The 25,617-nt window shown below is 66.9% G+C and carries 27 protein-coding genes; 18 read left to right on the top strand and 9 right to left on the bottom strand.

Annotation, left to right across the window (positions count from 1 at the left end; all coding sequences use genetic code 11):
- Window positions 1-31: 31 nt before the first annotated feature.
- Together IPN02_11915 and IPN02_11910 are read left to right on the top strand one after the other, a co-directional pair.
- Window positions 32-451 carry a hypothetical protein gene (locus IPN02_11915; GenBank protein MBK9297514.1) on the top strand — a complete coding sequence of 140 codons (420 nt, stop codon included), beginning with the start codon at window positions 32-34 and terminating at the stop codon, window positions 449-451.
- Window positions 452-466: 15 nt separating this feature from the next.
- Window positions 467-760 (top strand): SHOCT domain-containing protein, encoded by a 294-nt coding sequence (locus tag IPN02_11910; protein ID MBK9297513.1) that lies wholly within the window; start codon window positions 467-469, stop codon window positions 758-760.
- A 262-nt stretch (window positions 761-1,022) separates the two neighbouring features.
- Here the strand turns inward: IPN02_11910 and IPN02_11905 are convergent, their stop codons facing one another.
- A complete protein-coding gene (locus tag IPN02_11905) occupies window positions 1,023-1,742 on the bottom strand; it encodes a hypothetical protein (GenBank protein MBK9297512.1) in 720 nt (239 codons plus the stop codon).
- A gap of 269 nt (window positions 1,743-2,011) precedes the next feature.
- On the opposite strand from IPN02_11905, the gene IPN02_11900 reads away from it, so the two are divergent.
- Window positions 2,012-3,328: a hypothetical protein gene (locus IPN02_11900; protein MBK9297511.1), complete on the top strand. Its 1,317-nt coding sequence runs from the start codon at window positions 2,012-2,014 to the stop codon at window positions 3,326-3,328.
- 104 nt (window positions 3,329-3,432) lie between these two features.
- Window positions 3,433-4,056 carry a methyltransferase domain-containing protein gene (locus tag IPN02_11895; GenBank protein ID MBK9297510.1) on the top strand — a complete coding sequence of 208 codons (624 nt, stop codon included), beginning with the start codon at window positions 3,433-3,435 and terminating at the stop codon, window positions 4,054-4,056.
- Between the two features lie 22 nt (window positions 4,057-4,078).
- Here the strand turns inward: IPN02_11895 and IPN02_11890 are convergent, their stop codons facing one another.
- The 3 genes from IPN02_11890 to hemG are packed head-to-tail and all read right to left on the bottom strand — an operon-like array spanning window position 4,079 to window position 7,798.
- The gene (locus IPN02_11890; protein ID MBK9297509.1) at window positions 4,079-5,224 is read right to left on the bottom strand and encodes a COX15/CtaA family protein; all 1,146 of its coding nucleotides are present in this window, start codon (window positions 5,222-5,224) and stop codon (window positions 4,079-4,081) included.
- Window positions 5,217-6,410: a TIGR04053 family radical SAM/SPASM domain-containing protein gene (locus tag IPN02_11885; protein ID MBK9297508.1), complete on the bottom strand. Its 1,194-nt coding sequence runs from the start codon at window positions 6,408-6,410 to the stop codon at window positions 5,217-5,219. Before IPN02_11885 ends, IPN02_11890 begins: the two co-directional genes overlap by 8 nt.
- Window positions 6,410-7,798: a protoporphyrinogen oxidase gene (hemG, locus tag IPN02_11880; GenBank protein ID MBK9297507.1), complete on the bottom strand. Its 1,389-nt coding sequence runs from the start codon at window positions 7,796-7,798 to the stop codon at window positions 6,410-6,412. The genes IPN02_11885 and hemG overlap by 1 nt, the downstream gene beginning before the upstream one ends.
- 142 nt (window positions 7,799-7,940) lie before the next feature.
- Here hemG and ilvA point away from each other — a divergent pair, with 142 nt between their 5' ends.
- A complete protein-coding gene (gene ilvA / locus IPN02_11875) occupies window positions 7,941-9,191 on the top strand; it encodes a threonine ammonia-lyase IlvA (protein MBK9297506.1) in 1,251 nt (416 codons plus the stop codon).
- A 35-nt stretch (window positions 9,192-9,226) separates the two neighbouring features.
- On the opposite strand, the gene IPN02_11870 is transcribed toward ilvA, so the two are convergent.
- Together IPN02_11870 and IPN02_11865 are read right to left on the bottom strand one after the other, a co-directional pair.
- The gene (locus tag IPN02_11870) at window positions 9,227-10,627 is read right to left on the bottom strand and encodes a wax ester/triacylglycerol synthase family O-acyltransferase (protein MBK9297505.1); all 1,401 of its coding nucleotides are present in this window, start codon (window positions 10,625-10,627) and stop codon (window positions 9,227-9,229) included.
- Between the two features lie 5 nt (window positions 10,628-10,632).
- Window positions 10,633-11,496 carry an alpha/beta hydrolase gene (locus IPN02_11865; protein MBK9297504.1) on the bottom strand — a complete coding sequence of 288 codons (864 nt, stop codon included), beginning with the start codon at window positions 11,494-11,496 and terminating at the stop codon, window positions 10,633-10,635.
- A gap of 234 nt (window positions 11,497-11,730) precedes the next feature.
- Here IPN02_11865 and IPN02_11860 point away from each other — a divergent pair, with 234 nt between their 5' ends.
- Genes IPN02_11860 through IPN02_11820 form a run of 9 tightly spaced genes read left to right on the top strand, consistent with a single transcriptional unit; the run spans window position 11,731 to window position 18,520 of the window.
- Window positions 11,731-13,191 (top strand): F0F1 ATP synthase subunit beta, encoded by a 1,461-nt coding sequence (locus IPN02_11860; GenBank protein MBK9297503.1) that lies wholly within the window; start codon window positions 11,731-11,733, stop codon window positions 13,189-13,191.
- A complete protein-coding gene (locus IPN02_11855) occupies window positions 13,188-13,598 on the top strand; it encodes a F0F1 ATP synthase subunit epsilon (protein MBK9297502.1) in 411 nt (136 codons plus the stop codon). The genes IPN02_11860 and IPN02_11855 overlap by 4 nt, the downstream gene beginning before the upstream one ends.
- A complete protein-coding gene (locus IPN02_11850) occupies window positions 13,585-13,932 on the top strand; it encodes an AtpZ/AtpI family protein (GenBank protein MBK9297501.1) in 348 nt (115 codons plus the stop codon). Before IPN02_11855 ends, IPN02_11850 begins: the two co-directional genes overlap by 14 nt.
- Window positions 13,929-14,282 (top strand): ATP synthase subunit I, encoded by a 354-nt coding sequence (locus IPN02_11845; protein MBK9297500.1) that lies wholly within the window; start codon window positions 13,929-13,931, stop codon window positions 14,280-14,282. Before IPN02_11850 ends, IPN02_11845 begins: the two co-directional genes overlap by 4 nt.
- Window positions 14,275-15,009 carry a F0F1 ATP synthase subunit A gene (locus IPN02_11840; GenBank protein MBK9297499.1) on the top strand — a complete coding sequence of 245 codons (735 nt, stop codon included), beginning with the start codon at window positions 14,275-14,277 and terminating at the stop codon, window positions 15,007-15,009. Before IPN02_11845 ends, IPN02_11840 begins: the two co-directional genes overlap by 8 nt.
- A 25-nt stretch (window positions 15,010-15,034) precedes the next feature.
- Window positions 15,035-15,301, top strand: coding sequence for a F0F1 ATP synthase subunit C (locus tag IPN02_11835; protein MBK9297498.1), 267 nt, complete (start codon window positions 15,035-15,037; stop codon window positions 15,299-15,301).
- A 15-nt stretch (window positions 15,302-15,316) separates the two neighbouring features.
- The gene (locus IPN02_11830; GenBank protein ID MBK9297497.1) at window positions 15,317-16,120 is read left to right on the top strand and encodes a hypothetical protein; all 804 of its coding nucleotides are present in this window, start codon (window positions 15,317-15,319) and stop codon (window positions 16,118-16,120) included.
- Window positions 16,095-17,633: a F0F1 ATP synthase subunit alpha gene (locus IPN02_11825; GenBank protein MBK9297496.1), complete on the top strand. Its 1,539-nt coding sequence runs from the start codon at window positions 16,095-16,097 to the stop codon at window positions 17,631-17,633. The genes IPN02_11830 and IPN02_11825 overlap by 26 nt, the downstream gene beginning before the upstream one ends.
- A complete protein-coding gene (locus IPN02_11820) occupies window positions 17,630-18,520 on the top strand; it encodes a F0F1 ATP synthase subunit gamma (GenBank protein MBK9297495.1) in 891 nt (296 codons plus the stop codon). Before IPN02_11825 ends, IPN02_11820 begins: the two co-directional genes overlap by 4 nt.
- A gap of 53 nt (window positions 18,521-18,573) precedes the next feature.
- Here the strand turns inward: IPN02_11820 and IPN02_11815 are convergent, their stop codons facing one another.
- The 3 genes from IPN02_11815 to IPN02_11805 all read right to left on the bottom strand — a co-directional run bounded on the left by IPN02_11815 (window position 18,574) and on the right by IPN02_11805 (window position 22,348).
- Window positions 18,574-20,340 (bottom strand): SulP family inorganic anion transporter, encoded by a 1,767-nt coding sequence (locus IPN02_11815; GenBank protein ID MBK9297494.1) that lies wholly within the window; start codon window positions 20,338-20,340, stop codon window positions 18,574-18,576.
- A gap of 313 nt (window positions 20,341-20,653) precedes the next feature.
- Window positions 20,654-21,034 carry a hypothetical protein gene (locus IPN02_11810; protein MBK9297493.1) on the bottom strand — a complete coding sequence of 127 codons (381 nt, stop codon included), beginning with the start codon at window positions 21,032-21,034 and terminating at the stop codon, window positions 20,654-20,656.
- Window positions 21,035-21,100: 66 nt separating this feature from the next.
- A complete protein-coding gene (locus IPN02_11805) occupies window positions 21,101-22,348 on the bottom strand; it encodes an amidohydrolase family protein (GenBank protein MBK9297492.1) in 1,248 nt (415 codons plus the stop codon).
- Window positions 22,349-22,437: 89 nt separating this feature from the next.
- Between IPN02_11805 and IPN02_11800 the strand changes: the two genes are divergently transcribed.
- The 4 genes from IPN02_11800 to IPN02_11785 all read left to right on the top strand — a co-directional run bounded on the left by IPN02_11800 (window position 22,438) and on the right by IPN02_11785 (window position 25,517).
- Window positions 22,438-23,064, top strand: coding sequence for a hypothetical protein (locus IPN02_11800; protein ID MBK9297491.1), 627 nt, complete (start codon window positions 22,438-22,440; stop codon window positions 23,062-23,064).
- A gap of 31 nt (window positions 23,065-23,095) precedes the next feature.
- Window positions 23,096-23,413: a hypothetical protein gene (locus tag IPN02_11795; protein ID MBK9297490.1), complete on the top strand. Its 318-nt coding sequence runs from the start codon at window positions 23,096-23,098 to the stop codon at window positions 23,411-23,413.
- A gap of 267 nt (window positions 23,414-23,680) precedes the next feature.
- Entirely contained in the window at window positions 23,681-24,181 is a 501-nt protein-coding gene (locus IPN02_11790; GenBank protein MBK9297489.1) for a TetR/AcrR family transcriptional regulator, read from the top strand.
- A gap of 130 nt (window positions 24,182-24,311) precedes the next feature.
- The gene (locus tag IPN02_11785) at window positions 24,312-25,517 is read left to right on the top strand and encodes a phytanoyl-CoA dioxygenase family protein (GenBank protein MBK9297488.1); all 1,206 of its coding nucleotides are present in this window, start codon (window positions 24,312-24,314) and stop codon (window positions 25,515-25,517) included.
- The last annotated feature ends 100 nt before the right edge of the window (window positions 25,518-25,617 follow it).

Below are 25,617 nucleotides of genomic sequence, written 5' to 3'. Positions count from 1 at the left end.
CCCGGCAACCAATTCACGACGTGGAGGGCCCATGGCTGCACCGTTCGAATACGTCATCGTCGGCTTCCCCGAGAACAACTTCTCGGGTGAGATCGCCGATGGTCTGGCAGCACTGCTCGACGCCGGCTTGATCCGCATCGTCGATCTGGTGTTGGTCGCCAAGGGTGACGACGGCAGCGTCGTTGTGCTCGAGGTTGACGAGCACGAACACCTCAGCGCATTTGCCGCTCTCGATGGGGACGTTGGCGGGATGATCGGCCCCGAGGACATCGAGCACGCCGCCGAGTCGATCGCCGACGGCTCATCGGTGCTCATACTGGTGTGGGAAGACCTGTGGGCGAAGCCGCTCGCCGAAGCGATCCGCCGCGCCGGTGGCGAACTGATCGAAGGTGGGATTATCCCCGCCGACCTGGGCAAAGCCCTGGAAACCGCGCTGGCCGAGGCCGGCTGAGAAAGCGAGAACACCATGTTGCGACGACGACCCGTGATGCGAGCGGCAGCCCGAACGGCCGTGGTGGCCGGTACCGCCACCGCGGTCTCCGGCCGCGTTCAGCGCCGCCAAGCGCGACGGTTTGGTGGCCCGATGGGGGCCTCCGAACAACAGCAGGAGGCGCAGCCTGCGCCCCAGGCAGCCCCAGCGCCGGCCGCACCCACTGCCACGCCCGTCGAACAGTTGCAGCAACTTGCAGCGCTGCGAGATCAGGGCGTGGTGACCGATGCCGAGTTCGAGACGGAGAAGGCCAAAATCCTCGCCGGCTGACGCCGGCCACCCTCCAAGATCGACACAACAGACGTCGAGTCCCCTCCTCGTCGAGTGCCCTCATGCAGGGGCACTATCGTCCATCGGTTCCCTTTCTCCGTGGTACTTTGACGCGATCACGATGGCCGCCGGTCCCCAGCCTTCCCCCTGGCTGAGGCACGTCGGTCGAAGGACTTGTTGAGCCGTGAGTGACCCGGTTGCCACCCGCGACCCCACACGCTTTGTCGGACCCCCGGCGCGACTCAGTGCGCCGAGCACCCGGTCACGACTGATCGAGCGGACCCGCCTCGACGATCGCTTCAGCGCGGCGACCGGCGGGGTAATTCGCGTCCTGGCCCCCGGGGGCTATGGAAAGTCGGCACTCGTGGCGCGCTGGGCCGCTCAGGACAATCGCGTCGTGCGTTGGCTCAACCTGGAAGCGATCGACAACGACCCCTTGGTCTTGAGCCACGCCATTGAGCAGATTGTGGCCAGTCTGAGAACTGGGGCGTCCGACTCGCAGGCGGATCCCGACATCGCTCGGATGGTCGCAAGCTGTACCGAGCCCTTCGTCCTCGTACTCGACGACATCCACCACCTCGAGAGCGAAGCATCGGCCACACTGCTCAGCCAGGTGACCGCCAACCTTGCGCCGTCGTCGACGCTCGTTCTCGTGGGACGGGCTCACCATCACGCCAAGGCGATTGCCCGATTCCGGCTCGACCCGGGCGTGATCGATGTGGTCACGGACGACCTGGCCTTCAACCTGGCCGAAACCGAGCAACTGCTCACCGCCATGGGCGTCGACCCGGACATCGACGCGCTCAGCGACCTCACCGACCAGTTCGAAGGATGGCCGGCCGGACTTCGCTTGGCCGGCCTGGTCATGACCAGCCGACGCTCGGGTTTCGAAGTGCCCGCGAATCGGCTCGGAAGCATCGAGTACGTCAGCGACTACGTCGCCGAGGAATGGTTCGGCGCTCTCAAAGCGGCCGATCAACACCTCTTGATGCGCCTGCCCCCCCTCCCCCCTTTCCCCCCGCCTTCCCCCCCCCCCCCCCCCCCGCCCCCCCCGCCCCCGCCCCCCCCCCCCCCCCCCCCCCCCCCGCCCCCCCCCCCCCCCCCCCCCCCCCCCCCCGCACGCCCCCCCCCCCCCCCCCCCCGTCCCCCGAGCTTGGCTGCCTCGGGCGGTTTTCCGGCGACTCGTGTGAGGAGATCCTCGGGATCTCCGATGCCGCAGCCACCCTGCGCCGTCTCTGTCGCGAAGAGGTGGTGTTGTTTGCGCTCGATCAGCACGGCGACTGGTATCGGCTGCACCCGTTACTGCGGCGTTGGCTTTGCTCCCGGCTTCGCAGCCAGAACCGCGGCCGCTGGAGCGAGATCCAGGTGGCGGCTGCCCGTTGGTGGGAGCGCCAGGGCGATGCCGACCTCGCCATCGAGCATGCGGTGACCGGCGAACAACTCGACCTGTGCGAGGAGCTGATCACCACCCATGCCGGGCTCTACGCCGTGCGAGGGATGTACACCACGGTGCAGCGTTGGCTGGCGAACCTCGGTGATGCCCGGGTGCGCTCATCACCCCGGCTGCGCATCGTTGCGTCGACCATTGCCGTGTACCTCGGCGACGGCGAGGCGGCGTTGCGCTGGGCGCGACTGGCTTGGGAAGAGCTCAACAGCACCGAGGTGAGCGCAGCTCACACCGACAACCTCACCATGCTCCAGGCGGAGGCGCTTCGAGCCGGGCTGGAAATGCTCCCTGCAGCGGAGGTCCTCCCGCTTGCCTCCCATGCCTATCATCTGCTGCCGGCCGGCCCTTTCAAAGCGATCGCGGCCGTGGTACTCGGCGCCAACCGTTACATCGCCGGCGATGAACGGGCAGACGACACGCTGCGCCAAGCGCTGTTCGAGAACGACGTCGGCGACTGGTCGATCCTGAACGCCATGGCGGCAGGGGCACTGGCGATCGTGCTCGACCTCGAAGGTCAACGCGACGAGGCCGCCGGGCTCAGCACCCGAGCGCTCAAGCTGCTTGCGACGCGGCCCGGCGAGACGTATCCGGCGACCGGGCTGACCATGGCCATCGCGTCGCTGTTCGATGCTCGGGCGGGGCGCCAACAGCAGGCGGCCGAGCGCATTGCGCTCAGCCGCACCCGGCTCGACGCTCTGGACAACTGCGCTCCCTGGTACCGGATCCTCGGGCTGGTCACGCTGGTCCGCACCTGCCTGCTGCTCGACGATGCTCAGACGGCGCTCAAGCTGCTCCAACAACTCGAGCTGAGCATGGTGATCCAGGATGAAACCACGCCGTTCGCGAAACATGTCGACGGGCTCCACGACAGGGTCCAAGCCGCCAACGAGCTGAGCGCCGAACGGTTGTGGTCGCCCACCGCGGCCGAGCTGCGCGTCGCCCAGTACCTGCCCACCAACCTCAGCCTGTCCGACATCGCCACCCGGCTGTACGTCTCGCGCAACACGGTCAAGAGCCACGCAGCGGCCATCTATCGCAAGCTGGGCACCAGTTCGAGGGGCGAGGCGGTGCGGCTGGCGCGAAGCGCCGGACTGATCGGCGACACTCCTCCCAGCGACTGACCGACGACCGGCTACTGCGCCGCACAGCCCTGAGGCAGCCGACGCAGCCAGCATACCCCTCGGGGTATGCTGGAAGCCTTGTACAGCCGATTGCGGAGCACACCATGGATCAACCCGAACGTCAGTCCCATTGGGACGATCGATATCGCACCTCCGGCGCGGACTCCGTCAGTTGGTTCGAGGCCGAGCCTCGCCTGTCGCTCGAACTCTTCGACCTCGTCGGGGCGACGCCGGCGAGTTCGGTCATCGACATCGGTGGCGGCGCCTCCTCGCTGACGGCCACCCTGCAGCAGCGGGGGTTCGCAGACCTGACCGTGCTGGACGTGTCCGCCGAGGCGCTCGACGCATCGCGACGCAACGTCGACAGCCCCGACGAGATCACCTGGATCCGCGCCGACCTTTTGGACTGGTCACCCGCTCGCCGCTGGAACGTGTGGCACGACCGTGCCGTGTTCCACTTCCTCACCGACGCCGACGACCGCCGCCGCTATCGCGAGTTGCTCCTCCGGTCCATCGAACCGGGAGGGTCTGTGATCCTCGCCACCTTTGCCGAGGACGGCCCCTCGACCTGTTCGGCCCTTCCCGTGGAGCGCTACAGCGCTGACCGACTGCTGGCCGAGATCGGCTCCGGATTCATCGAGGACGGACACGGCAGGTTTGAGCACGTCACCCCAAGCGGTGGGGTTCAACCGTTCACTTGGGTCGCCGCAACGGTCGACGACGCCTGAGCGCCACACGCGAACGACTCGGTTAACCGAACTGCTTGGTTCTCGTCGAGGGCGAGGGTTGCGACGACCCGACCGAGTTTCGAGCACCGCCCATCGACCAGTGGGCCGCCGCCACCGTGATGACCAACACCAACACAGCGCCCGCCTGATGGGCCACCCCCAAACCCACCGGAACGGCGTGCAACAGGGTGAACACCCCGAGCAGGAACTGCACTGCCACGGCCGACTCGAGCGCAATCGCGTAGTGCCTCGCCCCCGCTCGGAACAGCTGGGACGCCACGACGAGCGCTGCCACGGCGACGACCACCGCCAACCAGCGGTGCAGGAACTGCACCGCTACCGGGTTGTCGACCAGGTTCGACCAGACCGGCGACAACTCCGTGAGGCCTGGAGGTAACCAGGAGCCCCGCATCATGGGCCAGGTGTTGTACATCCACCCTGCGTCCAGCCCGGCGACGAACGCCCCCAGGGTGATCTGCACACCGAGGAGCACAGCAAAGGGCCACACCCAACGGACCGGGCGCCCCGTGACGGCACTCCGCCCTGCGGCAAGCGCCCGCAGGTCGAGAGCCGTCCAGATCAGTCCCACCAGCAGGACGAGGGCGGTGGTGAGGTGCAGCGCCAACCGCTCGTGGGCCACGTCGGGACGATCCACCAGCCCGCTGGCCACCATCCACCAGCCGATCAGGCCCTGCAGCCCGACCAGCAGTACCAGCCCTCCCAGGCGGCGCGCATAACCCGGAGGGACGGCCCGCCTAGCCAGGAACCACAGGAATGGCACGACCAGCGCCAACCCCAACAGCCGACCCAACAGGCGGTGCAGGTACTCCCAGAAGAAGATGCCCTTGAAATCGCCAACGGTCATGTCGGCATTGATCTTCTGGAACTCGGGGGAGGTCTTGTAGGCGTCGAACTCGGCGTTCCAGTCGGCTTCGCTCAGCGGCGGAACCACGCCACCCACCGGCTCCCAGTTCACCATCGACAGACCGGACTGCGTCAGGCGGGTGGTGCCACCCACCACGATCATGACCAGCACCACCGCTGCGATGACGAACAGCCACACGCTCAGTTGCCCGGGCCGGGCACGGTTGAGCGCCGGTGGTTCTCCGGTGTCGGGTGCGGGTTGTTGGCGTGCCACCTCGGGGGCATCCAGTGTCCGATCAGGCATCACGTCCGTCCGGCTCGTAGGCACAGGTCGGGTCCTCCCCCAGCGGATCGCCGGTGACCGCGTAGGCGTGCGAGCGCGATCCGCCGCACACCTCCCGATACTCGCAACGACCGCACTTGCCTCCTAGCTGCGTCGGGTCGCGCAGCGATGCCAACAGCTCGGATTTGCGGTAGATCTCGGTGAAGGGCGCCCGGCGGATCGAACCTGCCGACACGGGCAGGAAGCCGCTGGGATACACCGCGCCGAGATGATCGACGAAGGCGAAGCCGCGCCCGGCGTTGACGTCCAGCGGCGGGCGTCGGGGGCCGGAACCGCCGCGTTCGATCGTGGCCGGACTGGGGGCCGCAACAGAGCGAACGGGCGCGTCGCGAAGGAGACGTCCGAGCGGGCCGGGTCGATAGTCGGGAGGCTCACCACCAGCATCGGCGCGTTGCAGCATCACCCGCCTGAAATGCGGCGCCTCGGTGGTCTTGACCGGCACGCGGTCGGCCACCGAGGCCAGCCACATCAGCACGTCCTCGACACCTTCGGCATCCAGCGCCGTCAGCTGTTCACCTCGGCCGGTCGGCACCAGGAAGAACACACTCCACAACCCGGCCCCAAGCTCGACAACCGTGTCGAGCAGCGCCGGCAACTCGTGGGCATTGTCCTTGGTGACGGTCGTGTTGATCTGCAGTCGAAACCCGGCGGCACGCACGTTGGCCGCCGCCTCGATCGTGTCCGCATGCACGCCGTCGAAGCCTCTGAACGCATCGTGGGTGGCGGGCGTGGCGCCGTCGAGCGACAGCGAGACCGCCGACGCCCCGGCGGCGCGCAGCTCGGCCAGCGCCTCGGAGGTCAACCGCGGCGTGACCGACGGGGACAGCGCCATCGGAAGACCCAGCCCGTGGCCGTGGCGCACCAGCTCGGCCAGGTCGTCACGCTCGAAAGGGTCGCCTCCGGTGAGCACCACGATGGGGCGGGGAGCGCCCAGCGACGCCAGGTCGTCCAGAAGAGCCTTCCCCTCGTCCGTGCTCAGCTCGAGGGAGTTGCGCCGCGTGATCGCATCGGCCCGGCAGTGGGCACACGCCAACGCACAGGCCCGGGTGACCTCCCAGATGACGATGAACGGCCGGTCGGCCGGGTCCAGATGCAAGGTCCGAACCGCGCTGCGGGTTGAGGGCGAAGCCGTCGAGGGCTGGGTCATCATCGTGCCTCCTCGTTGAGTGCCAGTTGATCGATCATGGTCTCGGCGCCGCGTTGCCCGGCGGCGATGCAGCTGGAGATGCCCAGCCCGTCGTAGGCGGCACCGGCCAGTGCCAATGCGGGCCGCTGCGCCAGCGCGGACCGCACCACGGCCAGCTTCTCCAAGTGCCCCACTTCCAGCTGCGGGAGGGCATGCGGCCACCGGTACACCTGGGCCTGGATGGGCACTCCGGTCAGCCCGGTGGCACGCCGGAGCTCGTCAACCATCTGCCCGACGAGCTGCTCGTCGGGCAGCGACGCCACCCGGTGCTCCCCCACCCGTCCCGCCGAAAGCCTGAGCAGGGCATGGTCGGGGTGGCGCAGGTGCGGCCACTTGGTGGACAGAAACGTGGCCGCCTTCATCAGCGTGCCCGCCTTGGCAGGGGTGAGTATCCCGGTTGCCCGGAGGGCCTCACACGAGGCCGCTTCGGAGGCATCCCAGGCCACCGCGACCGTCGCCACCGAGGCGGTTCGTAGCGTGCCGAGGGGCGCGGCGTCCTCGCCCAGCAGCGGTTGCAGCAGGCCGAGGGCAGGTGCGGCCGGGAGCGCCAGGACCACCCCGTCGAAGTCCCTCTGATCGGCGCCGGCGGCGATCAACCGGTAGCGGGAACCGCTGGGCTCGATGGCGTCGACCGGCGTGGCCAACCGCACGTCGACGTCGGTTCCGGCAAGGAGGCCCTCGATCAACGTCGACAACCCGCCGGGGAAGGTGACGAAGGACGGTGGCGAGTGACCGGACCTGGCGGAACCCAACAGCAGCGACCGGTTGCGCGTCGCCTTGGCGGCGAGCATCGGGGTGGCCGCCCGCATGCTCAGCCGATGCACGTCCCCGGAGTGCAGGCTCCCCAGCACCGGGTCGACCAGGCGGTCGGTCACCTGGTCGCCAAAACGACGGCCGATGAACGCGCCGACCGAGACATCGGTATCGGCGCCGACATGTTGTTCGGGGGTTGGGGGCAACAGCGGCTCCAACCCGGCGCGGGCCATGCCGAGCGGCGACAGAGCACCCGAGCGCACGATCGGCCACATTCGGGTCGGGCCTGCCGGGCCCATGCCGGCGGGCAAGCGCCGACGCTTCACGCCGTCCCAAATCCAGGCGAAGCTGGCCTCGGCGGTCACCAGTTGGTCGGTGAGACCCAGTTCGTCGAGTAGCTGTGCGTTTGGGCCGGCGAGATGAAGCGACTCGGCGCCAACATCAACGGCGTGGCCGAGGAACTGCTCGGTGCGCACCTGACCACCGAGCCGACCGCCGGATTCGTACAGGGTGACGGCGTGCCCAGCGCCGACCAGCCGACGTGCGGCCACCAACCCGGTGATACCCCCGCCGATCACTGCGATCGAAGCTTGCATCATAGGAAGGGAAACCTCCCGGATTCTGTGCCGGGACGACTGCCGTCGTGCCCATGACGGAACCTACCGGGCGCCCGCCGGCAACTCGATACCAAGCGTTGGTGCCACCAGGCACAGACACACCGGCCCTACGCTCGACGCAATGCCCGACGAGCTGAACACCCAGACGATCGACGACGCTGCTGCACGTCTGGCCGGGGTGATCCACCGCACCCCACTCGAGCTGAGCGAGCGCTTGACCAGCGCCCTCGGGGTCCCGGTCCTCCTCAAGCGCGAGGACCAACAGATCGGCCGCTCCTACAAGGTGCGGGGCGCCTACAACCTGATCTCGACGCTCAGCCCGTCCGAGCGACAGCGAGGCGTCGTGTGCGCCAGTGCGGGCAACCACGGTCAAGGCGTGGCGTTCGCCTGCAAGCAACTCGCCATCCACGGCAAGGTCTTCCTGCCATCCAACACGCCGCGCCAGAAGCGCGACCGCATCCAAGCGCTCGGCGGCGAGTGGATCGAACCGGTGGTCATCGGCAGTTCGTACGACGAGGCCAGTGCGGCCGCCCACGCCGACAGCCGCCGCACCGGCGCCGTCTACGTCCACCCCTTCGACGACCCGCGCACGATCGCCGGCCAGGGCACGATCGCCATCGAGCTCGCCGAGCAGAGCGACCGGCCGATCGACACGGTCGTCGTGCCGATCGGCGGCGGTGGCCTCATCTCGGGCATCGCGCTCTGGTTCGCACTGCATCATCCCGCGATCCGGATCGTGGGAGCGGAGCCGGCCGGTGCTGCGAGCATGACCGCCGCCCTCACCAGGGGCGCACCTGTCGCCCTCGCCGAGGTCGACACGTTCGTCGAGGGAGCAGCGGTCGGCAGCGCCGGCGAGATCACCTACCCGCTGGTGCGTGACCTGGTCGACGAGGTGGTGACCGTGCCCGAAGGGGCGGTGTGCACCGAGATGATCGACCTCTACCAATCCGAGGGCATCGTGGCCGAGCCCGCCGGCGCCCTGGCATCGGCCGCCGTTCGTGCATTTCTCAACCACCGTCCGGAAGGTCCGGTGGCCTGCATCGTGTCGGGCAGCAACAACGACCTCAGCCGGTATGCCGAGGTGATCGAGCGGTCGCTGGTCCACGAGGGCCTCCGCCACTACTTCCTCGTCACGTTCCCGCAGGAGCCGGGTGCCCTTCGCCACTTCCTCGACGATGTGCTCGCCCACGGGGAGGACATCGTCGTGTTCGACTACGTGAAGAAGAACAACCGCTCGACCGGCCCGGCGCTGGTCGGTATCGACATCGAGCGCGCCGAGGACTTCGGCGCGCTCCTCAAGCGCATGGATCAGAGCCCCCTCACCATCGAGCAGGTCGAACCCGGCTCCCCGCTGTTCGCCTTCCTCTTCTGAGCCCGTCCGACGAGTTCACAAGCGGCCGGCCGGTATCACTCGACTCCGGCCACCAGCTCCGCAGCCGACGCCTGGATGTGCTCGAGGAGTCCGTCGGGGTCGTCGACGACGTCGGGGTCGACCGTGATGCCAACCCCAAGCTCGTCGCCGTAGGACAGCACCCCGATGATCAGCGCGATATTGCCGACGCCGGTGATGAACGGGTGCACGGCCAACAGTTTCGAGCCAAGCAGGTACATAGGCACGGGTGAACCGGGAACGTTGGTGACGGCCAGGTTGGCGAACGGCTGGCGGGCCAGGGCAAGTGGTCCCAGCTGACGAAGCAGCGTCGGTGGCACCACGTCAACCACCGAGAACAACGACGAAACCATCGACGAACCTGCGCCCTGCTTGTGGCGCACCATGTCGTCGTGGATCTGGGCCAGGCGGTCAAACGGGTCGGCAGTGGCGACGGGAAGCTCGGCGACCAAAGCCGAGAAGGCGTTGCCGGTGCCCTCTTCTCCGTCCTCGGGGGATCCCACCGGAACCAACACGCGGGGCGGCTGCTCGGCCAACTCGGCTGAACGTTCATCGCCGAGGTGACGCCGCAGAGCACCGGCCACCACGGCCAGCACGACGTCGTTCAGCGTGGTACCGGCGCCCCGCTTGACCGCCTGCAGACCGGGCATCGACAACGACGCCCACAGCACGTCGCGATGGCGACCCACCTGGCCGCTGAGCGGGAGTGCCGGCGCTGTCTTGACCCCGCCGGCCAGGCCGCCGGCCACCGCACGAAGCATGCCGGGCACCCTGCGGGGATCGAACAGCGAGGCGAGGGGGCCGATTGCTCCGATGGCCATCTCGCCCTGACGCCGCGCACGAACCATCAGGGCCTCTGCCAGGAGCCGGTCGTCGCTAGGTGACGACTCCGGGGTCCACGGGACCGCATGGTCGGGATGCTCTTGGGGCTCGAAATCCATCAGCAACATCGCCGCACCGAACAGCGACATCCCATCGGCCAGCACATGATGCACCCGCAGCACAAACGCCACCTGGTCGTCGTCGACCCCATCGACGAACCACGCGTCCCACAACGGCCGGGAAGGGTCCAGCGAACCCGATAGCAGGTCGCCGACGAAGCGACGCAGGGCGGCCTGACCCCCCGGCGCCGGCAGTGTCGCCCCCTTGACGTGATGGGCGATATCGAAGCGATCGTCATCGACCCACATGGGCCGGCCAGCATCGAACGGGATCCGAGCAAGCCTCTGGCGGAAGCGAGGCGACTGCTGCAGGCGTGCCGCGACGTGGGAACGAATCGCGTCGAGACGAAGCCTGCCGTCATCGGCCCGCAACGCGGCCGCCTCAAAGAAGCACACCGCTCCGATCTGGAGCTGCGCCTCCGGGTCACTGACATAGAGAAGCGTTGCGTCCGAAGCGCTGAGGGGCTCGCGTGCCACAGCAGCTACGCCCCGCCGGATCCGTTGCTCGCTGCCAGCGTCAGCGCCGGCTTGGCAGGCGAACGGCCGCCGACCTCGTCGACAAACTCGTTGACGCAGACGGTGAGGCGCTCGGGGAACAGGCGCAGCTCAACCGGCGACCGCGCACGTTCCATACGGGCGTTCGGCAGCTGGTTCACCAGGTTGACCGCGTCGCTGAACGGGTGGATCAGGTCGTTGCTGTGGGCGAGCACCAACGTCGGGGCCTTGATGCGCAACCGAGCTTCGAGGGTGGGCGCCACGGGGCCCACCAGCACCCCGTGCAGGATCGCCGCCATCACCTCGGGTGGAAGCGATCCGGCGTGCATGAGGGAATTGACCGGGCCCCACGGTGTCCTGGGCAGCCGCCTGACCGCAGCAGAGGTAAACCGCATGACTCGAGCCCCGTAGTGGGCAGCGAGCAGCATGGGCACGAAGGCCAACGCAGCGGAAGGTACCGCCCATTCCAGCACGGGCATCTCCAACACCAGGCCCTGCACGCGTTCGGGGTGCGCAGCAGCGGCAAAGAGGCTGACGTTGGCGCCCAGCGACAGCCCGCCCAACACGGCGCCCTCAACTCCCAGGTGGTCGAGCAGGCCGATGACCTGCTCCGCATAACTGTCGATTCGGTACTCGGCGGCATGGGCGGGGCAGTCGCTGCGGCCGTGGCCAAGGAGGTCCAGCAGTACCACCCGGTTTCCTCGGTCGGCCAGAGCGTCGGCAATGCCTCGGTTGAGGTTCGAGTCGAGCAACAACCCGTGCATGTAGACGACGAGGCTGTCGCCCGAGCCGTATTCGTCGTAGACCAGCCGGTGGCCCTCGTGTTCGAAGCTGGCCGTGCGATACGTCATTCGTGCCCCTCGCCGTTCCCTCTGTCGCGGACCTTCAGCCTAGCAACGGCCAGCGGCGCTGATCGGGGGAAACCGCACTGCCAACCGGACACCCTGCCCATTTGGCAACTCGCCTGGACAGACCGTTGGATAGGTGTAACAAAGGGAGTGTCTGGGGAGCCTCGATCGTGGAAGACGCTCAGGCCCCTTCACGTACATTCACAGCACAGGACATCCAACCGGACGAAAGCAGCGATGCGACGCTCGAGGAACACCGCCGATAACCGTTCAGGTCTGGTGGTAGGGGTGCACGGCAGTGTGGTCGATGTGGCCATGGATCCACCACTGCCCGAACTCGGGACGCTTCTGGAGACACCCGACCGTTCCGCGGGGGGTGACGGTGGCGAAGCGTCGCTCGAGGAGCGATCTCGTGTCGCCGTCGCGGTCGAGGTCGTCAGCCATCTCGATGGCCAAACCGTGCGTACCGTTGCGCTTACACCCATTCAGGGGCTGGCCCGCGGCGACGAGTTCATCGACTCGGGTGCGCCCATCACCGTCGGTGTGGGCGATGCCACCCGGGGGCGAACCTTCGACGTGTTCGGACGGGTGATCGATGGTCTGGGCGACGACGATCTTGTCGACCTGGAGCAGCGGTCCATCCACCGTCGTCCGGTTTCGTTGGCCCGTCGACCGGCCAAATCCGAGACGTTCCAGACCGGTATCAAGATGATCGACGTGCTTGCTCCCCTCGAGCGTGGGGGCAAGGCGGGGCTCTTCGGGGGAGCCGGGGTCGGCAAGACGGTGCTCATCATGGAACTCATCAACAACGTGGCCGGCGCTCACGAGGGCACCAGCGTCTTCTGTGGCATCGGAGAACGCACCCGAGAGGCGGAGGATCTCCACCGCGAGGTCGCCGAGAGTGGGGTGCTGGAACAGTCTGTCCTCGTGTTCGGTCAGATGGATGAACAACCCGGCGCCCGCTTGCGGGTGGGCCATACAGCGCTCACGATGGCCGAGTACTTTCGCGACGACCGCCAACAGGACGTGTTATTGCTGATCGACAACATCTTCCGGTTTGTGCAGGCGGGCAGCGAGGTCTCAGCACTGCTGGGACAGATTCCCTCCAGGCTCGGCTACCAACCCGACCTGGCCAGCATGTTGGCCGCCCTGGAAGAGCGGATCGCCACCACCGAGAGCGGGGCGATCACCTCGGTGCAGGCCGTCTACGTGCCGGCCGACGACTTCACCGATCCCTCCGCAGTGCACGTGTTCGGTCATCTGTCGGCCTCGATCGTGTTGTCGAGGGACCGGGCATCCCAAGGGCTGTACCCAGCGATCGACCCGCTGCAGTCGAGTTCAAAGTTGCTCACTCCGAACGTGGTCGGCCAACGCCACTACTCCGTTGCCCGCCGGGTTCGGGAGACCCTCGCCGCCTATGACGACCTCTCCGACGTCATCGCGATGCTGGGGATGGAGGAACTTTCCAAGGAGGACCAACTGGTCGTCACCAGGGCCCGCCGGTTGGAGCGGTTTCTCACACAACCGTTCTTTGTCACCGAACAGTTCACCGACCGCTCCGGGCGCATGGTCGAGCTCGAAGAGGCACTCGAGGGATGCGAGCGAATCCTCGCCGACGATCTCCCCGATCACGGCGAAGGGGACTTCTACATGATCGGCTCTCTCGACGACCTGGCCAACCCTGGTCGTCGACCATGACCGGGGCCCCGTCCATGCGTCTCCGCGTCGTCACCCCCGGCCAGGTGGCGCTCGACACCAACGTCGACAAGGTGTCCGCCGAGGCGACCAACGGCGCGTTCACCCTGCTGCCGCGGCACATCGACTTCGTCGCTCCCCTGGCTCAGGGTTTGCTCACCTACGTCTGGGACGACGAGGAATTCGTGGTGGCCCTCGACGGCGGCCTCCTCGTCAAGTGCGGCACCCGGGTCGATGTCGTGACCGCTGCGGCGTTCAGCGGCGACGACCTGCGGTCACTCGACCGCGAGCTCGACACCGCCTTCGAGGGATTCGACGAAGGTGAGCGTTCCGCCCGGCGCGCCATGGCTGATCTGGAGTCGGACATCACACGCCAGCTACTGGACCTGGATCGCGATGCCATCTTCTGAGGACAAGGATGAGGACGAGGCCTTTTCCAGCGTCGAACTGGACCGTGAGCGCGCCGAGACGCTGCGCAAGGTGGTTTCAGCCAAGTCAGAACGCCGGATACGTTCACGCGAAGGTCCCAACGAGAGCATCTGGGCCTTCATGGGTACATTCGGTCTGGTGGGCTGGACCGTCGCAATCCCCACCTTGGCGGGGCTCGCTCTCGGGGTATTTCTCGATAACAGGACCGAGAGCGAGCGAAGCTTCACCATCATGTTCCTGGTCCTCGGGATCGCGCTGGGGTGTGCGACCGCGTGGTATTGGATACGGCGCGAGAGCAGCGGGGACCGACGATGACCTACTCCGTCGTGTTCGCGGTCGTGTTGGGCGCGCTCGCCGGGTTCGTGCTGGGTCTCGGATTTTTCGGCGCACTGGCGTGGACCGCACGCCGTCTCGTGGTTACGTCGCGACCCGCCACCCTGGTGATGGCAAGCCTCCTGGCCAGGATGGCGCTGCTCGCGGTCGGGCTCGTGGCCCTCGCCCGACTGTCGCCCTGGGCGCTGGTTGGGGCGGTGCCGGGTGTGATCACCGCCCGTCTGGTGGTGGTGCGCCGCTTCGTTGCCCAACCTTCGGCAACGATGGGTGGCACCCACGAGGCCACAGGAAGTACCCCGATGTCGGGGCGAGGGGAGCCGAATGATGGGTGAGGACCAGATCAGTCCCGACGCTGAGGTGTTCTGGAGCAGCGGGTTCTTCAACATCAACCTCACCCTCGTCACCACGTGGGCCGTCATGGCACTGCTCATCATCGGCGCCTGGCTGATCACCCGTCGCCTGTCGTCGGGACCGCGGATGTCACGATGGCAGAACGCGCTCGAGGTGATCGTCACCATGCTGCGGAACCAGATCCGCGAGATCAGCGGCCAGGACCCCCATCGCTACCTCGCCTTCGTTGGCACGCTGTTTCTGTTCATCCTCGTGTCGAACCTGCTGGTGGTCTTCCCGGGATATGTGCCACCCACGGCGTCGCTCTCCACCACTGCGGCGCTGGCCGTCGCGGTCTTCGTGGCGGTGCCCGTGTTCGCCATCACCCACCAAGGCCTGCGCACCTATCTGCGCAGCTACCTGCGTCCCAACCCCTTCATGTTGCCGTTCAACATCATCTCGGAGCTCTCGCGCACGCTCGCGTTGGCGGTGCGCCTGTTCGGCAACGTGATGAGCTTCACCAAGATCGTCGCCATCTTGTTGGTCATCGCGCCGCTGATCTTCCCGGCCGTGCTCAACGCGCTGGGGCTGCTCACCGGCGTGGTGCAGGCCTACATCTTCGCGGTGCTGGCCACCGTGTACATCTCCGCCAACTCCCAAACCGAACGAAGCGACGATCACAGCGACCACGCAACCGCGCCGGACGCGAACGAACCATCGCGCGCCTGAACGACCAACAACGAAGGGAACACACATGGATTCCGCAACCTGGATCGGCATGGCGTCGGTGATCACCGCCGGTTTGACCATTGCCATCGGATCGATCGGACCGGCTCTGGGTGAGGCTCGTGCCGCGGCTGAAGCCTTGCGTGCCATCGCTCAACAACCCGATGAGGCCGACACGATCACCCGCACGCTCTTCGTCGCCATGGCCCTGATCGAGTCCACGGCCATCTACGCGTTGGTCATCTCGCTGATCCTGATCTTCGCCAACCCGTTCTGGGCCCAGGTCACGGGCTGAGGGGGCGGCGACGCCATGCTGTTCGACCCGTTCACCATGATCGCCCAGTTGATCAACTTCGTCGTCCTCGTGGTGGCACTGAGGCATTTCCTGTACAAGCCGGTGATCGACGCAATGGACGAGCGCGAGAATAAGATCGCGCAGCGGCTCACCGACGCCGATGAGCGCGAGCACGAAGCGGAAGCAGCCGCGGAGTCCTACCGTCGTCGACAGGTGGAGATCGACGACCGGCGTGATGAGCTGCTCGAGAACGCCGGTCATGATGCGGCCGAACGTCGGACGGAGTTGATCGAACAGGCACGAGAGGACGTCGAAGACCGGCGAAACCGATGGCTCCAGGGTCTGCGACGCGAGCGCGAGGACCTCGACCGCGAGCTTCAGCGTCGCGTTGGTGCCGAGGTGCTCGTTGTCGGGCGCCGTGCCCTGGTGGCCCTCGCCGATGCCGACATCGAACGGCGGGCCCTCGACAAGGCCCTCGATCACCTGGAGGCCGACGAGCCGGCGCGCTCCGCCCTGTTTGGCACGCCGGAGGACCCGGACCGGCCCGCTACCGTGACGGTTCGCCTCGGGTTTCCCGATCAGGTGGATCGCCCACATCTCATCGCCAGGTTGCGCGAGCTGGGCCTGGGCGAGCAGCAGGCCGTCGAGTTTGAACACTCCCCGGATGCAATCCTCGGCGTCGAGATGCGTTCGGACACGACCTCGATCGAGTGGAACCTCGGGGACTATTTCGACCGCCTGGGGATCATCGTCGACCAACTCATCGGTGAGGGAGGTGGAGATGTGTCCCCCGATGATCGACGAGCAGACGCCCACTGAGGGTCGTCTGGGCGATGGTGGTCTCGCCGACGCGCTCGATCGTGGTGTGAGCGGCGTCGCCACCGCCGGAGAGCGGTTCCGTTATGGGCTCGGACATTCCGAACAGGGTCGTGTCACGAGCGTCGCCGGGGGTGTGGTGCGAGCGTCAGGGCTGGCCACCGTCGGCGCAGAGGAGGTCGTTGAGTTCGAGTCCGGGGGGCTCGGGCTGGCCTTGGAACTCGACCGGGACGGGGTCGGCATCGTCGTGCTCGAGCACGGCGTGGAGATCGGGGCAGGACAGGTCGTGCGCGGCACCGGCAGGGTCATGGACGTCCCGGTCGGGGAGGCGCTGCTGGGACGGGTCGTGGATCCCCTCGGCCGCCCGCTCGACGAACGCGGCAGGGTTCGCACCGTCGGGCGTCGGCCGGTCGAACGCCGGGGACCGGCGATCATGGAACGCGCGCCGATCGACACGCCGTTGCAAACCGGGATCATGGCCATCGACGCGCTGGTACCGATCGGCCGGGGCCAGCGCGAACTGATCGTCGGTGACCGCCAGACCGGCAAGTCCACCATCGCGGTGGACACCATCGTGAACCAGCGCGACACGGGTGTCATCTGTGTCTACTGCGCCATCGGACAGCAGACCGCCGGGGTCGCCAAGGTCATCGCCGGGTTGCGCGGTACCGGGGCAATCGACCACAGCGTGGTGGTGGTCGCCACCGGAGAGGACCCGGTCGGCCTTCGCCACATCGCTCCCTACGCGGCAACCACGATGGCCGAGCACTTCGTGGAGGCGGGACGCGATGTGCTCATCGTCTATGACGACCTCACCCGCCATGCCCGCGCCTATCGGGAGTTGTCGCTGCTACTTCGTCGACCTCCCGGACGTGAGGCGTACCCGGGTGACATCTTCTATCTCCACTCCCGGCTCCTCGAACGCTCGGCGCGGCGCTCCGAGGAACTCGGTGGAGGATCGCTCACTGCGTTGCCCATCGTGGAAACCCAGGCCGAGAACCTCGCCGCGTACATCCCCACCAACCTCGTGTCCATCACCGACGGCCAGGTGTACCTGTCGCCGCGCCTGTTCCGCAGCGGCCAACTTCCGCCTGTGGACATCGGGCGGTCGGTCTCGCGGGTGGGCGCACAGGCGCAGCTCCCCGCCTACCGCGCCCTGAGCGGCAACCTACGCCTCTCCTATGCCCAGTTTGAGGAACTCGAGCGCTTCACCCGTTATGGCGCCCGGCTCGAACACGAACGGCGCCGGGAGCTGGAACGAGGCCGGCGCGTCCGCGAAGTGCTCAAGCAGACGCCGTCGGATCCCCGCACGGCGGTCGAACAGATCGCGGTGCTCATCGGGGTGACCAGCGGGGCCTTCGACGGACTGGAACCTGGCGAGATCGCCCCGTTGGAGCGACGGCTGCGCGAACACCTGGGTCGGCTGGACACCGTCGCCGAGCACATCACCGCTGGCCGAGCGCTGGACGATCACGACCGACGCTCGATCACCGACCTGCTTCGCGAGCTCACATGAGCGTGACCATGGCGCAGATCGACCGCCGGGTCGACAGCGCTCAGGAGCTGGAGTCGGTCACCCACACCATGAAGGGCATGGCTGCGGTGAGCGTCCGTCACTTCGAGCGGGCTGCAGACGCCATGGGGATCTACGAATCCACCCTCGATCGGGGTTTGCAGGTGGTGGCCCGCCATCTCGACGCCGACGACGTGGCGTGGGAACGGCACAGCCGGTTTCCGCCCCGTCGGAGCGCGGTAATCGTGTTCGGGTCGAACCAGGGGCTGTGCGGACCGGTCAACCGCCAGGTGGCCCGCCACGCGGCCGAGGTCGTCGCCGCGTGTCCGACCTCGGTTTTCGAGGTGGTGGCAGTGGGGTTCCGCCTCAGCTCCGAGCTGGAACTCACCGGGGTTCCGCCCGACGTGGTGCTCGAGCTGCCCAACAGCGTCGACGGAATCAGCCCGCGGGCAGCAGAACTGCTCGTACGTATCGATCGCTGGCGGCGCGCCGATCCCAACCCAGCTGTTCACTTGGTCTTTCCCAGCTTCCGCGGGCGTCATGCCGGTTTCGAACCCGCTGATCGCCCGCTGCTGCCTTTCGACACCGCTCGTCTCCGTGAGCTGGTCGGTCAACCTTGGCCAGGCCGGAGCCTGCCCACCTACACCGTCGGGCGTACCGAGTTGCTCGCAACGCTGGTTCGCCAATCGGTCTTCGCTGGGCTGACCCGCACCTTCGCGCAGGCCATGGCATCGGTAGCGGCGAGCAGGTTGGTGGCGATGGACAACGCCCAGCGCGATGTGGAGGAGCGACTGGCCGAACTCCACCGAGAACGACACCGGCTCCGACAGGCCGCTGTCACCGAGGAGCTCCTCGACGTCATCTCCGGTTTCGAAGCGATGCGGGAGTGAATCTCTGGTGGGCGAGGGCTTGGGCCAATACACGGGTGGCCATGGGAAACCGTCTACGGGGACGGGTGGTCGAAATCTGATTCTCCGGGCCCCAGCAGCCGACCAGGCTGGTCGGGGTTGGTGCCGAAGTCGTATCGCAGGGTGCCGGTGACGTCGTCAACTGCGGCTCCGACCGTTGGGTAGAACCGGCTGGGATCGAAGCGCCCACCGAGCCCGTACCGGAGGAGTTGGTCCTTGACGGGCCCCTTCATCTCGGCGAGCAACAGTCGGATATCTCGCGACGACAGGTAGTCGTCGAGGTCGATGAGCTTCTCGACCGCTGTCGCATCGACGCTTGTCATGGCCTCGGCAGCGAGTATGACGGTTGCGGTTTCCGGTCCCGCCTGGTTGACGGCTTCGCTCGTCAGCTTTCCCAGGAGAGGGGCGTTCGCGAAGAACAGTGGTGCATCGAAGCGCACGATGACCAGCCTCGGGACCCGAGTCCCTTCCGGGTGCCGGGTGGCGTCGTGGTATCCGCGGAGCCCCTCCACGCGCACCAGTTCGGTGCGGTATGGCCGCCATGCTTGGTTCACGAACGCCACGAACGACAGAGCGATCGCAATGAGGATGCCTTGCAGGACCCCGACCAGTGCCACACCCACGAATGCGGCCAACGACAGCATCCCCTCGATTCGGTCGACCTTCAGTAGACCGATGACCGTAGGTATGTCCATCAGCGACGAGGCAGCCACGATCACCACAGCGGCCAACGTCGCAGACGGCAGGTACTCGGTCGCTCCCGGTGCCAGCAGGATGAACGCCATCACCATGACGGCTCCGACCACGCCCACGAGTTGGGTCCGCCCGCCCGCCTGCTCGGCGGCCGGGGTACGGGTCGAACTCCCGCAGGTAGGAAAGCCACCAAGCATGCCGGCAGCCGCGCTCGCGAGTCCTACCGCCGCCATCTCGTGGTTGCTGTCCACCGACTCGCCCCGGCGCGCAGCAAACGCGCGCGAGAGCACCGCTGTGTCGGCGAAAGTGATCAGAGCGATGCCGAGCGCCGGGCCGATCATGGATGAGACGTCGCTCCACTGCAGGCCACCCAGAGCCGGGGCCGGTAGACCCTCGGGAAGCGGGCCGACGACGGGGAGTTGGTCGGTCCACCCGAAGAACGCCACGACGACCATCGATCCCCCGACCGCCACGAGTAGTGCGGGGAAGCGACGGCGGTATCTCCTGACCGTCAGCATCAGCACCAGCGATGTCGCGCCGATGGCGATGGCGTGCGGGTCGGTGAGCCCATCGGCAAGCCCCTGCACGGTGAGGCGTGCGGTGTCGATCAGAGAGTCTCGGTTCACCGAGAAGCCGAGCAGCTTCGGGACCTGCCCGACGATCACCACCAGGGCTATTCCGTTCAGGTAGCCGACCCTGATCGGCTTGGACAGCAGATCGGTCACGAAACCAAGGCGCGCTACAGACGCGAGCACCAGTGCTGCACCCATGAGGATCGCCAGCAGGCCGGCCAGTGCAACGGCACGGTCGGGGTCGCCGCCCGAGAGCGGCAGGATCGAGGCTGCAATGATGGGAGCGAGCGCAGAATCCGGACCGAGCACGAGGGTACGCGAAGGCCCGATCACGGCGTACACGAGCAGGGGCACGATCGTTGCGTAGAGGCCGGTCTCGGGAGGCAGTCCGGACGCTTCGGCGTAACCCATTCCAGCGGGTATCAACAGGGCGGTAAGAGCGAGGCCTGCGAAGAGATCCGGGCGCAACCACTCGCGCCGGTACCGACGTGCCGAACGGACTCCCGGCAGTAGGCCGCTGAACTCGACGGGAGTCATGTCCACTACGCCTAGCGCCTGGAGCCGAGGGGGTGAGTGGAGTTCTCCTGAATCTGAGAGCCGGACAGGGGTCGCTCTTCTCTGGCGCTTTGGAGCCCGTCGCTCGTCTGAGCCTCGGGGTCCTGGGCGCTCCGATTCGTTACTTCGAGCACGTATCTCAGACTATTCATTCCAGGCCCCCTTCCGGTTCGGCCCCACATTGTGGGCCGACTGGAGAAGCAATCTGCTGGACCTCGAAGTGATTTTGGAGCGATGCGCGTTCTTGGAGGTGCGCCGTGACACGGCGGTGGCGTGCAACCGTGTCGTGGTGCGCTCAGTCGCAGACGTCCGCAAGCGTCTGCCCGGCCGCTGTGTACTCCTCGGGACCCAGGTCGCCGGTCAGCAACGTCTCGAGCGCTTTACTCACCTCGGCAGGGGCGTCGTCACCAAGCGCTGCTTGCATCTCACCGATGGCGGTGTTTCGCTGAGCACCGTCCTGCGCGGTCTCCAGGTCGGTCTGCGCCGCACAAAACTCGTCGCTTGGAAAAGCGGTGGCGTCGGTAACGGATGCGGCGGTCGTAGTGGATTTCGCGGTGATCGGTACCTTCGTGGTGCTCGACGGTTTCTCGTCGGACCCGCAGCCGACGATGACCATCAACGGCACCCCGATCATGGTGAGAAACACCGTGCGTGCGCTCCTGGTGCGAACGTGCATGAAGTGACAGTACCCGGGGCGGAGCGTCGGCGGCGAGGACACGCTGCACTCGACCTCAGCGACGGGTCAGACCGTCAGTCCCAACACGTCGGCGGCGTTGTCGTGCACGATCTTCATAATTTCGTCGTGCGGCACGCCGGCGAACTGCTTGTCCACCCAGAGTTGCGAATCCGGGAAGGCGCCCTCCATGTGGGGATAGTCGTTGCCCCACATCAGGACGTCCATCCCGATTTCGTGACGCAGCGCGATCGCCGCCGGATCCCACATGAACTGACACTTCACCTGTCGACGGACGTAGTAGCTCGGTGGCGCCTTGAGGTCGGCGTCGAGCACGCCGCCCCGGTGGGCGATCTCCGCGTACCGGCTGTGCAGTGCGTGATCCCACTGCTGCATGGCGTAGGCAAGCCAGCCTGCGTTGCACTCGATGAGCGCGACCGTCAGATCGGGGTGCCGCTCGAGGACGCCGGAGTTCACAAACCACCCCAGCGTGACCATGCCTGCGGCCGACCCGATGGCAAACGCCGTCTGCGCCCCGCCGGCTTCGCCAATGGGCAGAGCGTCGATCCCCATGAACATCGCGCCGGCGAATCCGCCAACGAGGTGCAAAAAGACGGGCACCCGTGCTGCTGCGGCGGCCTCCCAGACCGGGTCCCACATCCGGTCGGAGTAGGGCATGCCAGTGATGACTTCGGGGAGCAGGATGGGCCGCAGGCCCATCGCCGCTGCGCGGGTGACCTCATCCGCGGCCGCTCTGAGGTCGTGCAACGGCAGGAGCATCCCAGGCGCGAACTGACCCATGTGATCCTTGTAGGCGTCGGCCATCCAGTCGTTGGCCAGCCGACACCATGCGAGGTTGGCATCGTCGTCGGGGAGCATCATCCCAAACGCCCCCTCTCCGATCAGGACCTCGCCCACGACCCCCTCACGCGCCATGTCGACCAGCCGTTCCTCAGGGGTCGGTGCGGGTGACGCAAGCGGCCCGCAATCGCCCATCACCATCTGGCGGAGCTGCCTCTCATCGAGCCCATCGACCTTGATGCCGTCGGAGAGTGCAGCCGTCATCTGGTCCAGCACCTGATTGGCCGCTTTGCGGTCCTTCTTACGCTTAGCGGCCGCTGCGAAGCGGGGCCGCACCAGATAGGCGCCGTCCTCACGCTGCTCGATCCGTGGCAAGTACTGGCGATACTTCGCGGGCAACTCATCGACAAGATCGAGCGGCACGTTGTGATGCGAATCAGCCGTAATCAGTGGCCAAGCCATGGGGTCCCCCTGAGACGTGTTTGACGTGAGCCCGATACAAGCAGCCGCACCCACATCTGTCAATGGAACCCATTAACGCCATCAGTAACACCACCGGGATGCAGCCCGCACCGCAGTTGTCGGACGGGCGATACGATCGGTGAGTGGCAGCCGCCGAATCCGCCGCTGGTACGGATGCCGACACCCGAACACGGCTGCTCCGCGCAGCGGCATTTCACTTCGCACGCAAAGGCACCTCCGGAGCACGCAACCACGAGATCCATGCGATGGCCGGTCTGCGCAACGAGTCGGCGCTCCACTACTACTTCGGCAACCGGCGGAACCTGGTGAATGCGGTGGTTGGGGAATACGACGTCTTTGCCGGCCAATCCGCCAACTCCATCCCCGGCGAGACGCCCGAAGCCGTCGTCGACTATGTGGTGGGCCGGCTGGACTCGGCTCTGGCCACGCCCGACGGCCGCAACTGGCTGAGGGTGATCTCGGAGTTGATGGCGCAATTCACCGATCAGCCGGGGATGGCTGACGACGCTGAGCGTGCGACAACGCTTGCGGTGCGCCTCGAACCCATGGTGGCGCTGCCCGCTGCCGTCGTGCACCGCAGAACCTTCGCCATGTTGCGGTTCATGACCTCGCAGATGGCCGAGCGAGCATCACATCTCGAACACGACGACCTCCCGTTGCTCGACGAGTCGGAGTTCATCGACGAGGTCGCCGCCATGAGCCTCGCCATGCTCACCACTCCGATGCGACAGCGAGCGCGACTCCGTTGACAGACGGACCACGCCAGGTGACGATGTCGCCATGACCACTGACACCATGACCGGCACGCTGAGATGGATTCCTGCCGAGGAGAACGGTCCGACCATGCCGTTCGACCAGCAGCACATCAGCGCCTTCGCCTACGTGGGCGACCGCCGCAATGACGAGAGCGCCATCGTGGTGCGGGGTCTCGACAAGGACAGCACCGAGTCCTCGGTTGAAGCCGAGTGGGTCGACAGTTACCCGGCGCTGTCGACGCGCACCGGCGACGTGATCACGCTCATCGGCGCCCAACGCCCGATCGCCACCATCGCCGTGACCTCCATTGGCGAGACGACCGCCAGCGACGCATCGGTGTAGCAAGCTCCCGGCCGGTGTCACACTTGACGGCCTGACCCGGACCGGCTTGGTTAATCGGGCGATGAACAATACGCCACCGCATTGATACGCTGCCGTATCATGACGCCCGGTCCTCAGGAGAGCTTGCGAGCCCGTGGTCCATCATCGCGACATACGAGCGGACCCCAGCCGTCGACATCCACGGACGGGAACGATGTGGCGAGCCGAGGGCCGAGTGCACGTCGGCAGAGACTGTCGGCGCCGGACTGGATCGACGCGGCGCTCAAAGTGATCGCCGAAAACGGCGTCGAAGCCGTTGCCGTCGAACCGCTCGCCCAGCGCCTCGGGGTCACCAAGGGGAGCTTCTATGCGCATTTCTCATCGAGGAACGCGCTGGTGGTTGCCGCCCTCGAACAGTGGAAGTCCGACGAGACGGCATGCACATCAGCCCTCCTCGTGGGCGACGACCCATTGGTTGTGCTCAGCACGATGATCGGGTCGATGTTCGGCGACCACCAGCGCGGGAAGGTCTACGCAGGGATCTGCGCGGCCGGTGCCGACCCGCTGGTCACGCCCTACGCGCTCGACCACGCACTGGCCAAGGTGCAGATCCTCACCGACCTCTACGGCAGCGTGGGCCTGCCGAAGGCTGTCGCTGCCCAACGCGCCGAACTCACCTATACGGCCTACATGGGGCACTGGCGGGTCAAGGCCATGTTGCCACTCGCGGAAACAGGGTCGACGAACAGCTACATCGACCACCTGATCGACACGCTCATTCCCAGCTGACACCCACCAACGAGGAGGCCCGAATGGTCGCCGACCACCACATCATCGAACCTCCCCGGTGCACTTCGTACGCGACATGTTGCAACTGAACGACAGCTGATCAGTACCGACAAAAGGGAGGTAGACCGCCATGAGCTCGCTCATCGACTTTGTGCAGTTTCACGAGGTAGACCTTCCCGCCCGGTTGAGGTCGGGCAACGCACGACTCGCCGCCCACGACGTCACCGAGGTCGGAGCGATCGGGTTCCACCAGGAGGGCACGGACCACAGCTACACCTACGTTCCCGTTGGCGACGACATCGAGATCCGACGCGGCACGAGCGACGCTCGAACGGTGGTGACCATCGATCTCGAATCGTTCAGCGGCCTGGTCGGCGACGCCGAGACCGCCCCGGGGCTGCTCTACAGCGATCGGGTCTCCTGCACGGCCGGGTCGCCGATGCGGTTCGTGCGATGGGAGCCTGCGTTGCGGGCCATGTTCCACGGCCGACCCATCTACGACCCGGCTGCCTTCGAGCTTCGCTCGGCAGGCGGGGATCCTCTGGATCCCGCTGCGAGCTTCACCACCAGCGACGACGACGCGGCGATGACCGAGTTCCTCCACAGCGCCGGCTATCTCCACGTTCGCGGCGTGTTCGACGCTGACGAGATCGAGACGATGCTCGAGGCCGCCCAGCGCCAACAGGCGGCGGCTACACCGGGCGACGACCGGTCGTGGTGGGGACGCAACCGCTCGGGCGACGAGGTGCTCAGCCGCGTCACCCATGCAGGGTCGGATCCCGACCTGCGGCGCCTCTACGACGACCATCGCCTTCTCGACCTGGTCGCCCTGTCGGAATTCGACCTGACGGCGCGGGCCGGACAGGCCGACGAGGGGGTGATGGTGCTGTGGAAACAGCCGGACATGACCGAGGGGCTCTCGGACATCCCGTGGCACCGGGACTGTGGCCTCGGCGGCCACGCGACCATGTGCCCACTCCTCATCGCCACGGTGTGTCTGACCGGTGGCGGGCCCGATTCCGGCGAACTTCGGATGCTTCCGGGTTCCTGGCGTTACTCCTCGCCCTCCATCGACACCGATGACAGCGACGCCCCCCAGGGCGTTGCTCTCGATGTTCAGCCCGGGGACGTCACCCTGCACTACAGCGACATCGCGCATGTCTCGTGTCCGCCTTCGGGGCCGGGCCCGTTTCGCACCAGCCTGCTGCTCGCATTCGTTCCTGACGTGGAAACACACGCCCTCAGCAAGCAGAGCTACAACTCCGCCCTGCACCGAAGCAGTGACGGCCACGTCGATCACCTCCGCGACGTCCTGGAGGCGAAGCCGACCCGATGAGCGAGCCGACCCGTCGTCGGCCGCAGGGTCACAGCGAGAGACCAGGAAACCTCTCGCGAGCACGGACCCCACCCATGCACCATGATCGAGCACGGACCCC

Origin of the sequence: Candidatus Microthrix subdominans (assembly GCA_016719385.1) — a bacterium.
Lineage (GTDB): Bacteria > Actinomycetota > Acidimicrobiia > Acidimicrobiales > Microtrichaceae > Microthrix > Microthrix subdominans.
This window is presented reverse-complemented; position numbering and strand designations above follow the sequence as displayed.

Excerpts from the sequence above, each read along its gene's own strand:
- hemG (MBK9297507.1), bottom strand. The coding sequence starts at position 7,798 with ATGCAAGCTTCGATCGCAGTGATCGGCGGGGGTATCACCGGGTTGGTG.
- IPN02_11845 (MBK9297500.1), top strand. The coding sequence starts at position 13,929 with ATGACCTACTCCGTCGTGTTCGCGGTCGTGTTGGGCGCGCTCGCCGGG.
- IPN02_11810 (MBK9297493.1), bottom strand. The coding sequence starts at position 21,034 with ATGCACGTTCGCACCAGGAGCGCACGCACGGTGTTTCTCACCATGATC.
- IPN02_11795 (MBK9297490.1), top strand. The coding sequence starts at position 23,096 with ATGACCACTGACACCATGACCGGCACGCTGAGATGGATTCCTGCCGAG.
- IPN02_11865 (MBK9297504.1), bottom strand. The coding sequence starts at position 11,496 with ATGACGTATCGCACGGCCAGCTTCGAACACGAGGGCCACCGGCTGGTC.
- IPN02_11860 (MBK9297503.1), top strand. The coding sequence starts at position 11,731 with ATGCGACGCTCGAGGAACACCGCCGATAACCGTTCAGGTCTGGTGGTA.
- IPN02_11910 (MBK9297513.1), top strand. The coding sequence starts at position 467 with ATGTTGCGACGACGACCCGTGATGCGAGCGGCAGCCCGAACGGCCGTG.
- IPN02_11785 (MBK9297488.1), top strand. The coding sequence starts at position 24,312 with ATGAGCTCGCTCATCGACTTTGTGCAGTTTCACGAGGTAGACCTTCCC.
- IPN02_11830 (MBK9297497.1), top strand. The coding sequence starts at position 15,317 with ATGCTGTTCGACCCGTTCACCATGATCGCCCAGTTGATCAACTTCGTC.
- IPN02_11825 (MBK9297496.1), top strand. The coding sequence starts at position 16,095 with ATGATCGACGAGCAGACGCCCACTGAGGGTCGTCTGGGCGATGGTGGT.
- ilvA (MBK9297506.1), top strand. The coding sequence starts at position 7,941 with ATGCCCGACGAGCTGAACACCCAGACGATCGACGACGCTGCTGCACGT.
- IPN02_11850 (MBK9297501.1), top strand. The coding sequence starts at position 13,585 with ATGCCATCTTCTGAGGACAAGGATGAGGACGAGGCCTTTTCCAGCGTC.
- IPN02_11840 (MBK9297499.1), top strand. The coding sequence starts at position 14,275 with ATGGGTGAGGACCAGATCAGTCCCGACGCTGAGGTGTTCTGGAGCAGC.
- IPN02_11895 (MBK9297510.1), top strand. The coding sequence starts at position 3,433 with ATGGATCAACCCGAACGTCAGTCCCATTGGGACGATCGATATCGCACC.
- IPN02_11890 (MBK9297509.1), bottom strand. The coding sequence starts at position 5,224 with ATGCCTGATCGGACACTGGATGCCCCCGAGGTGGCACGCCAACAACCC.
- IPN02_11855 (MBK9297502.1), top strand. The coding sequence starts at position 13,188 with ATGACCGGGGCCCCGTCCATGCGTCTCCGCGTCGTCACCCCCGGCCAG.
- IPN02_11885 (MBK9297508.1), bottom strand. The coding sequence starts at position 6,410 with ATGACCCAGCCCTCGACGGCTTCGCCCTCAACCCGCAGCGCGGTTCGG.
- IPN02_11815 (MBK9297494.1), bottom strand. The coding sequence starts at position 20,340 with ATGACTCCCGTCGAGTTCAGCGGCCTACTGCCGGGAGTCCGTTCGGCA.
- IPN02_11915 (MBK9297514.1), top strand. The coding sequence starts at position 32 with ATGGCTGCACCGTTCGAATACGTCATCGTCGGCTTCCCCGAGAACAAC.
- IPN02_11835 (MBK9297498.1), top strand. The coding sequence starts at position 15,035 with ATGGATTCCGCAACCTGGATCGGCATGGCGTCGGTGATCACCGCCGGT.
- IPN02_11820 (MBK9297495.1), top strand. The coding sequence starts at position 17,630 with ATGAGCGTGACCATGGCGCAGATCGACCGCCGGGTCGACAGCGCTCAG.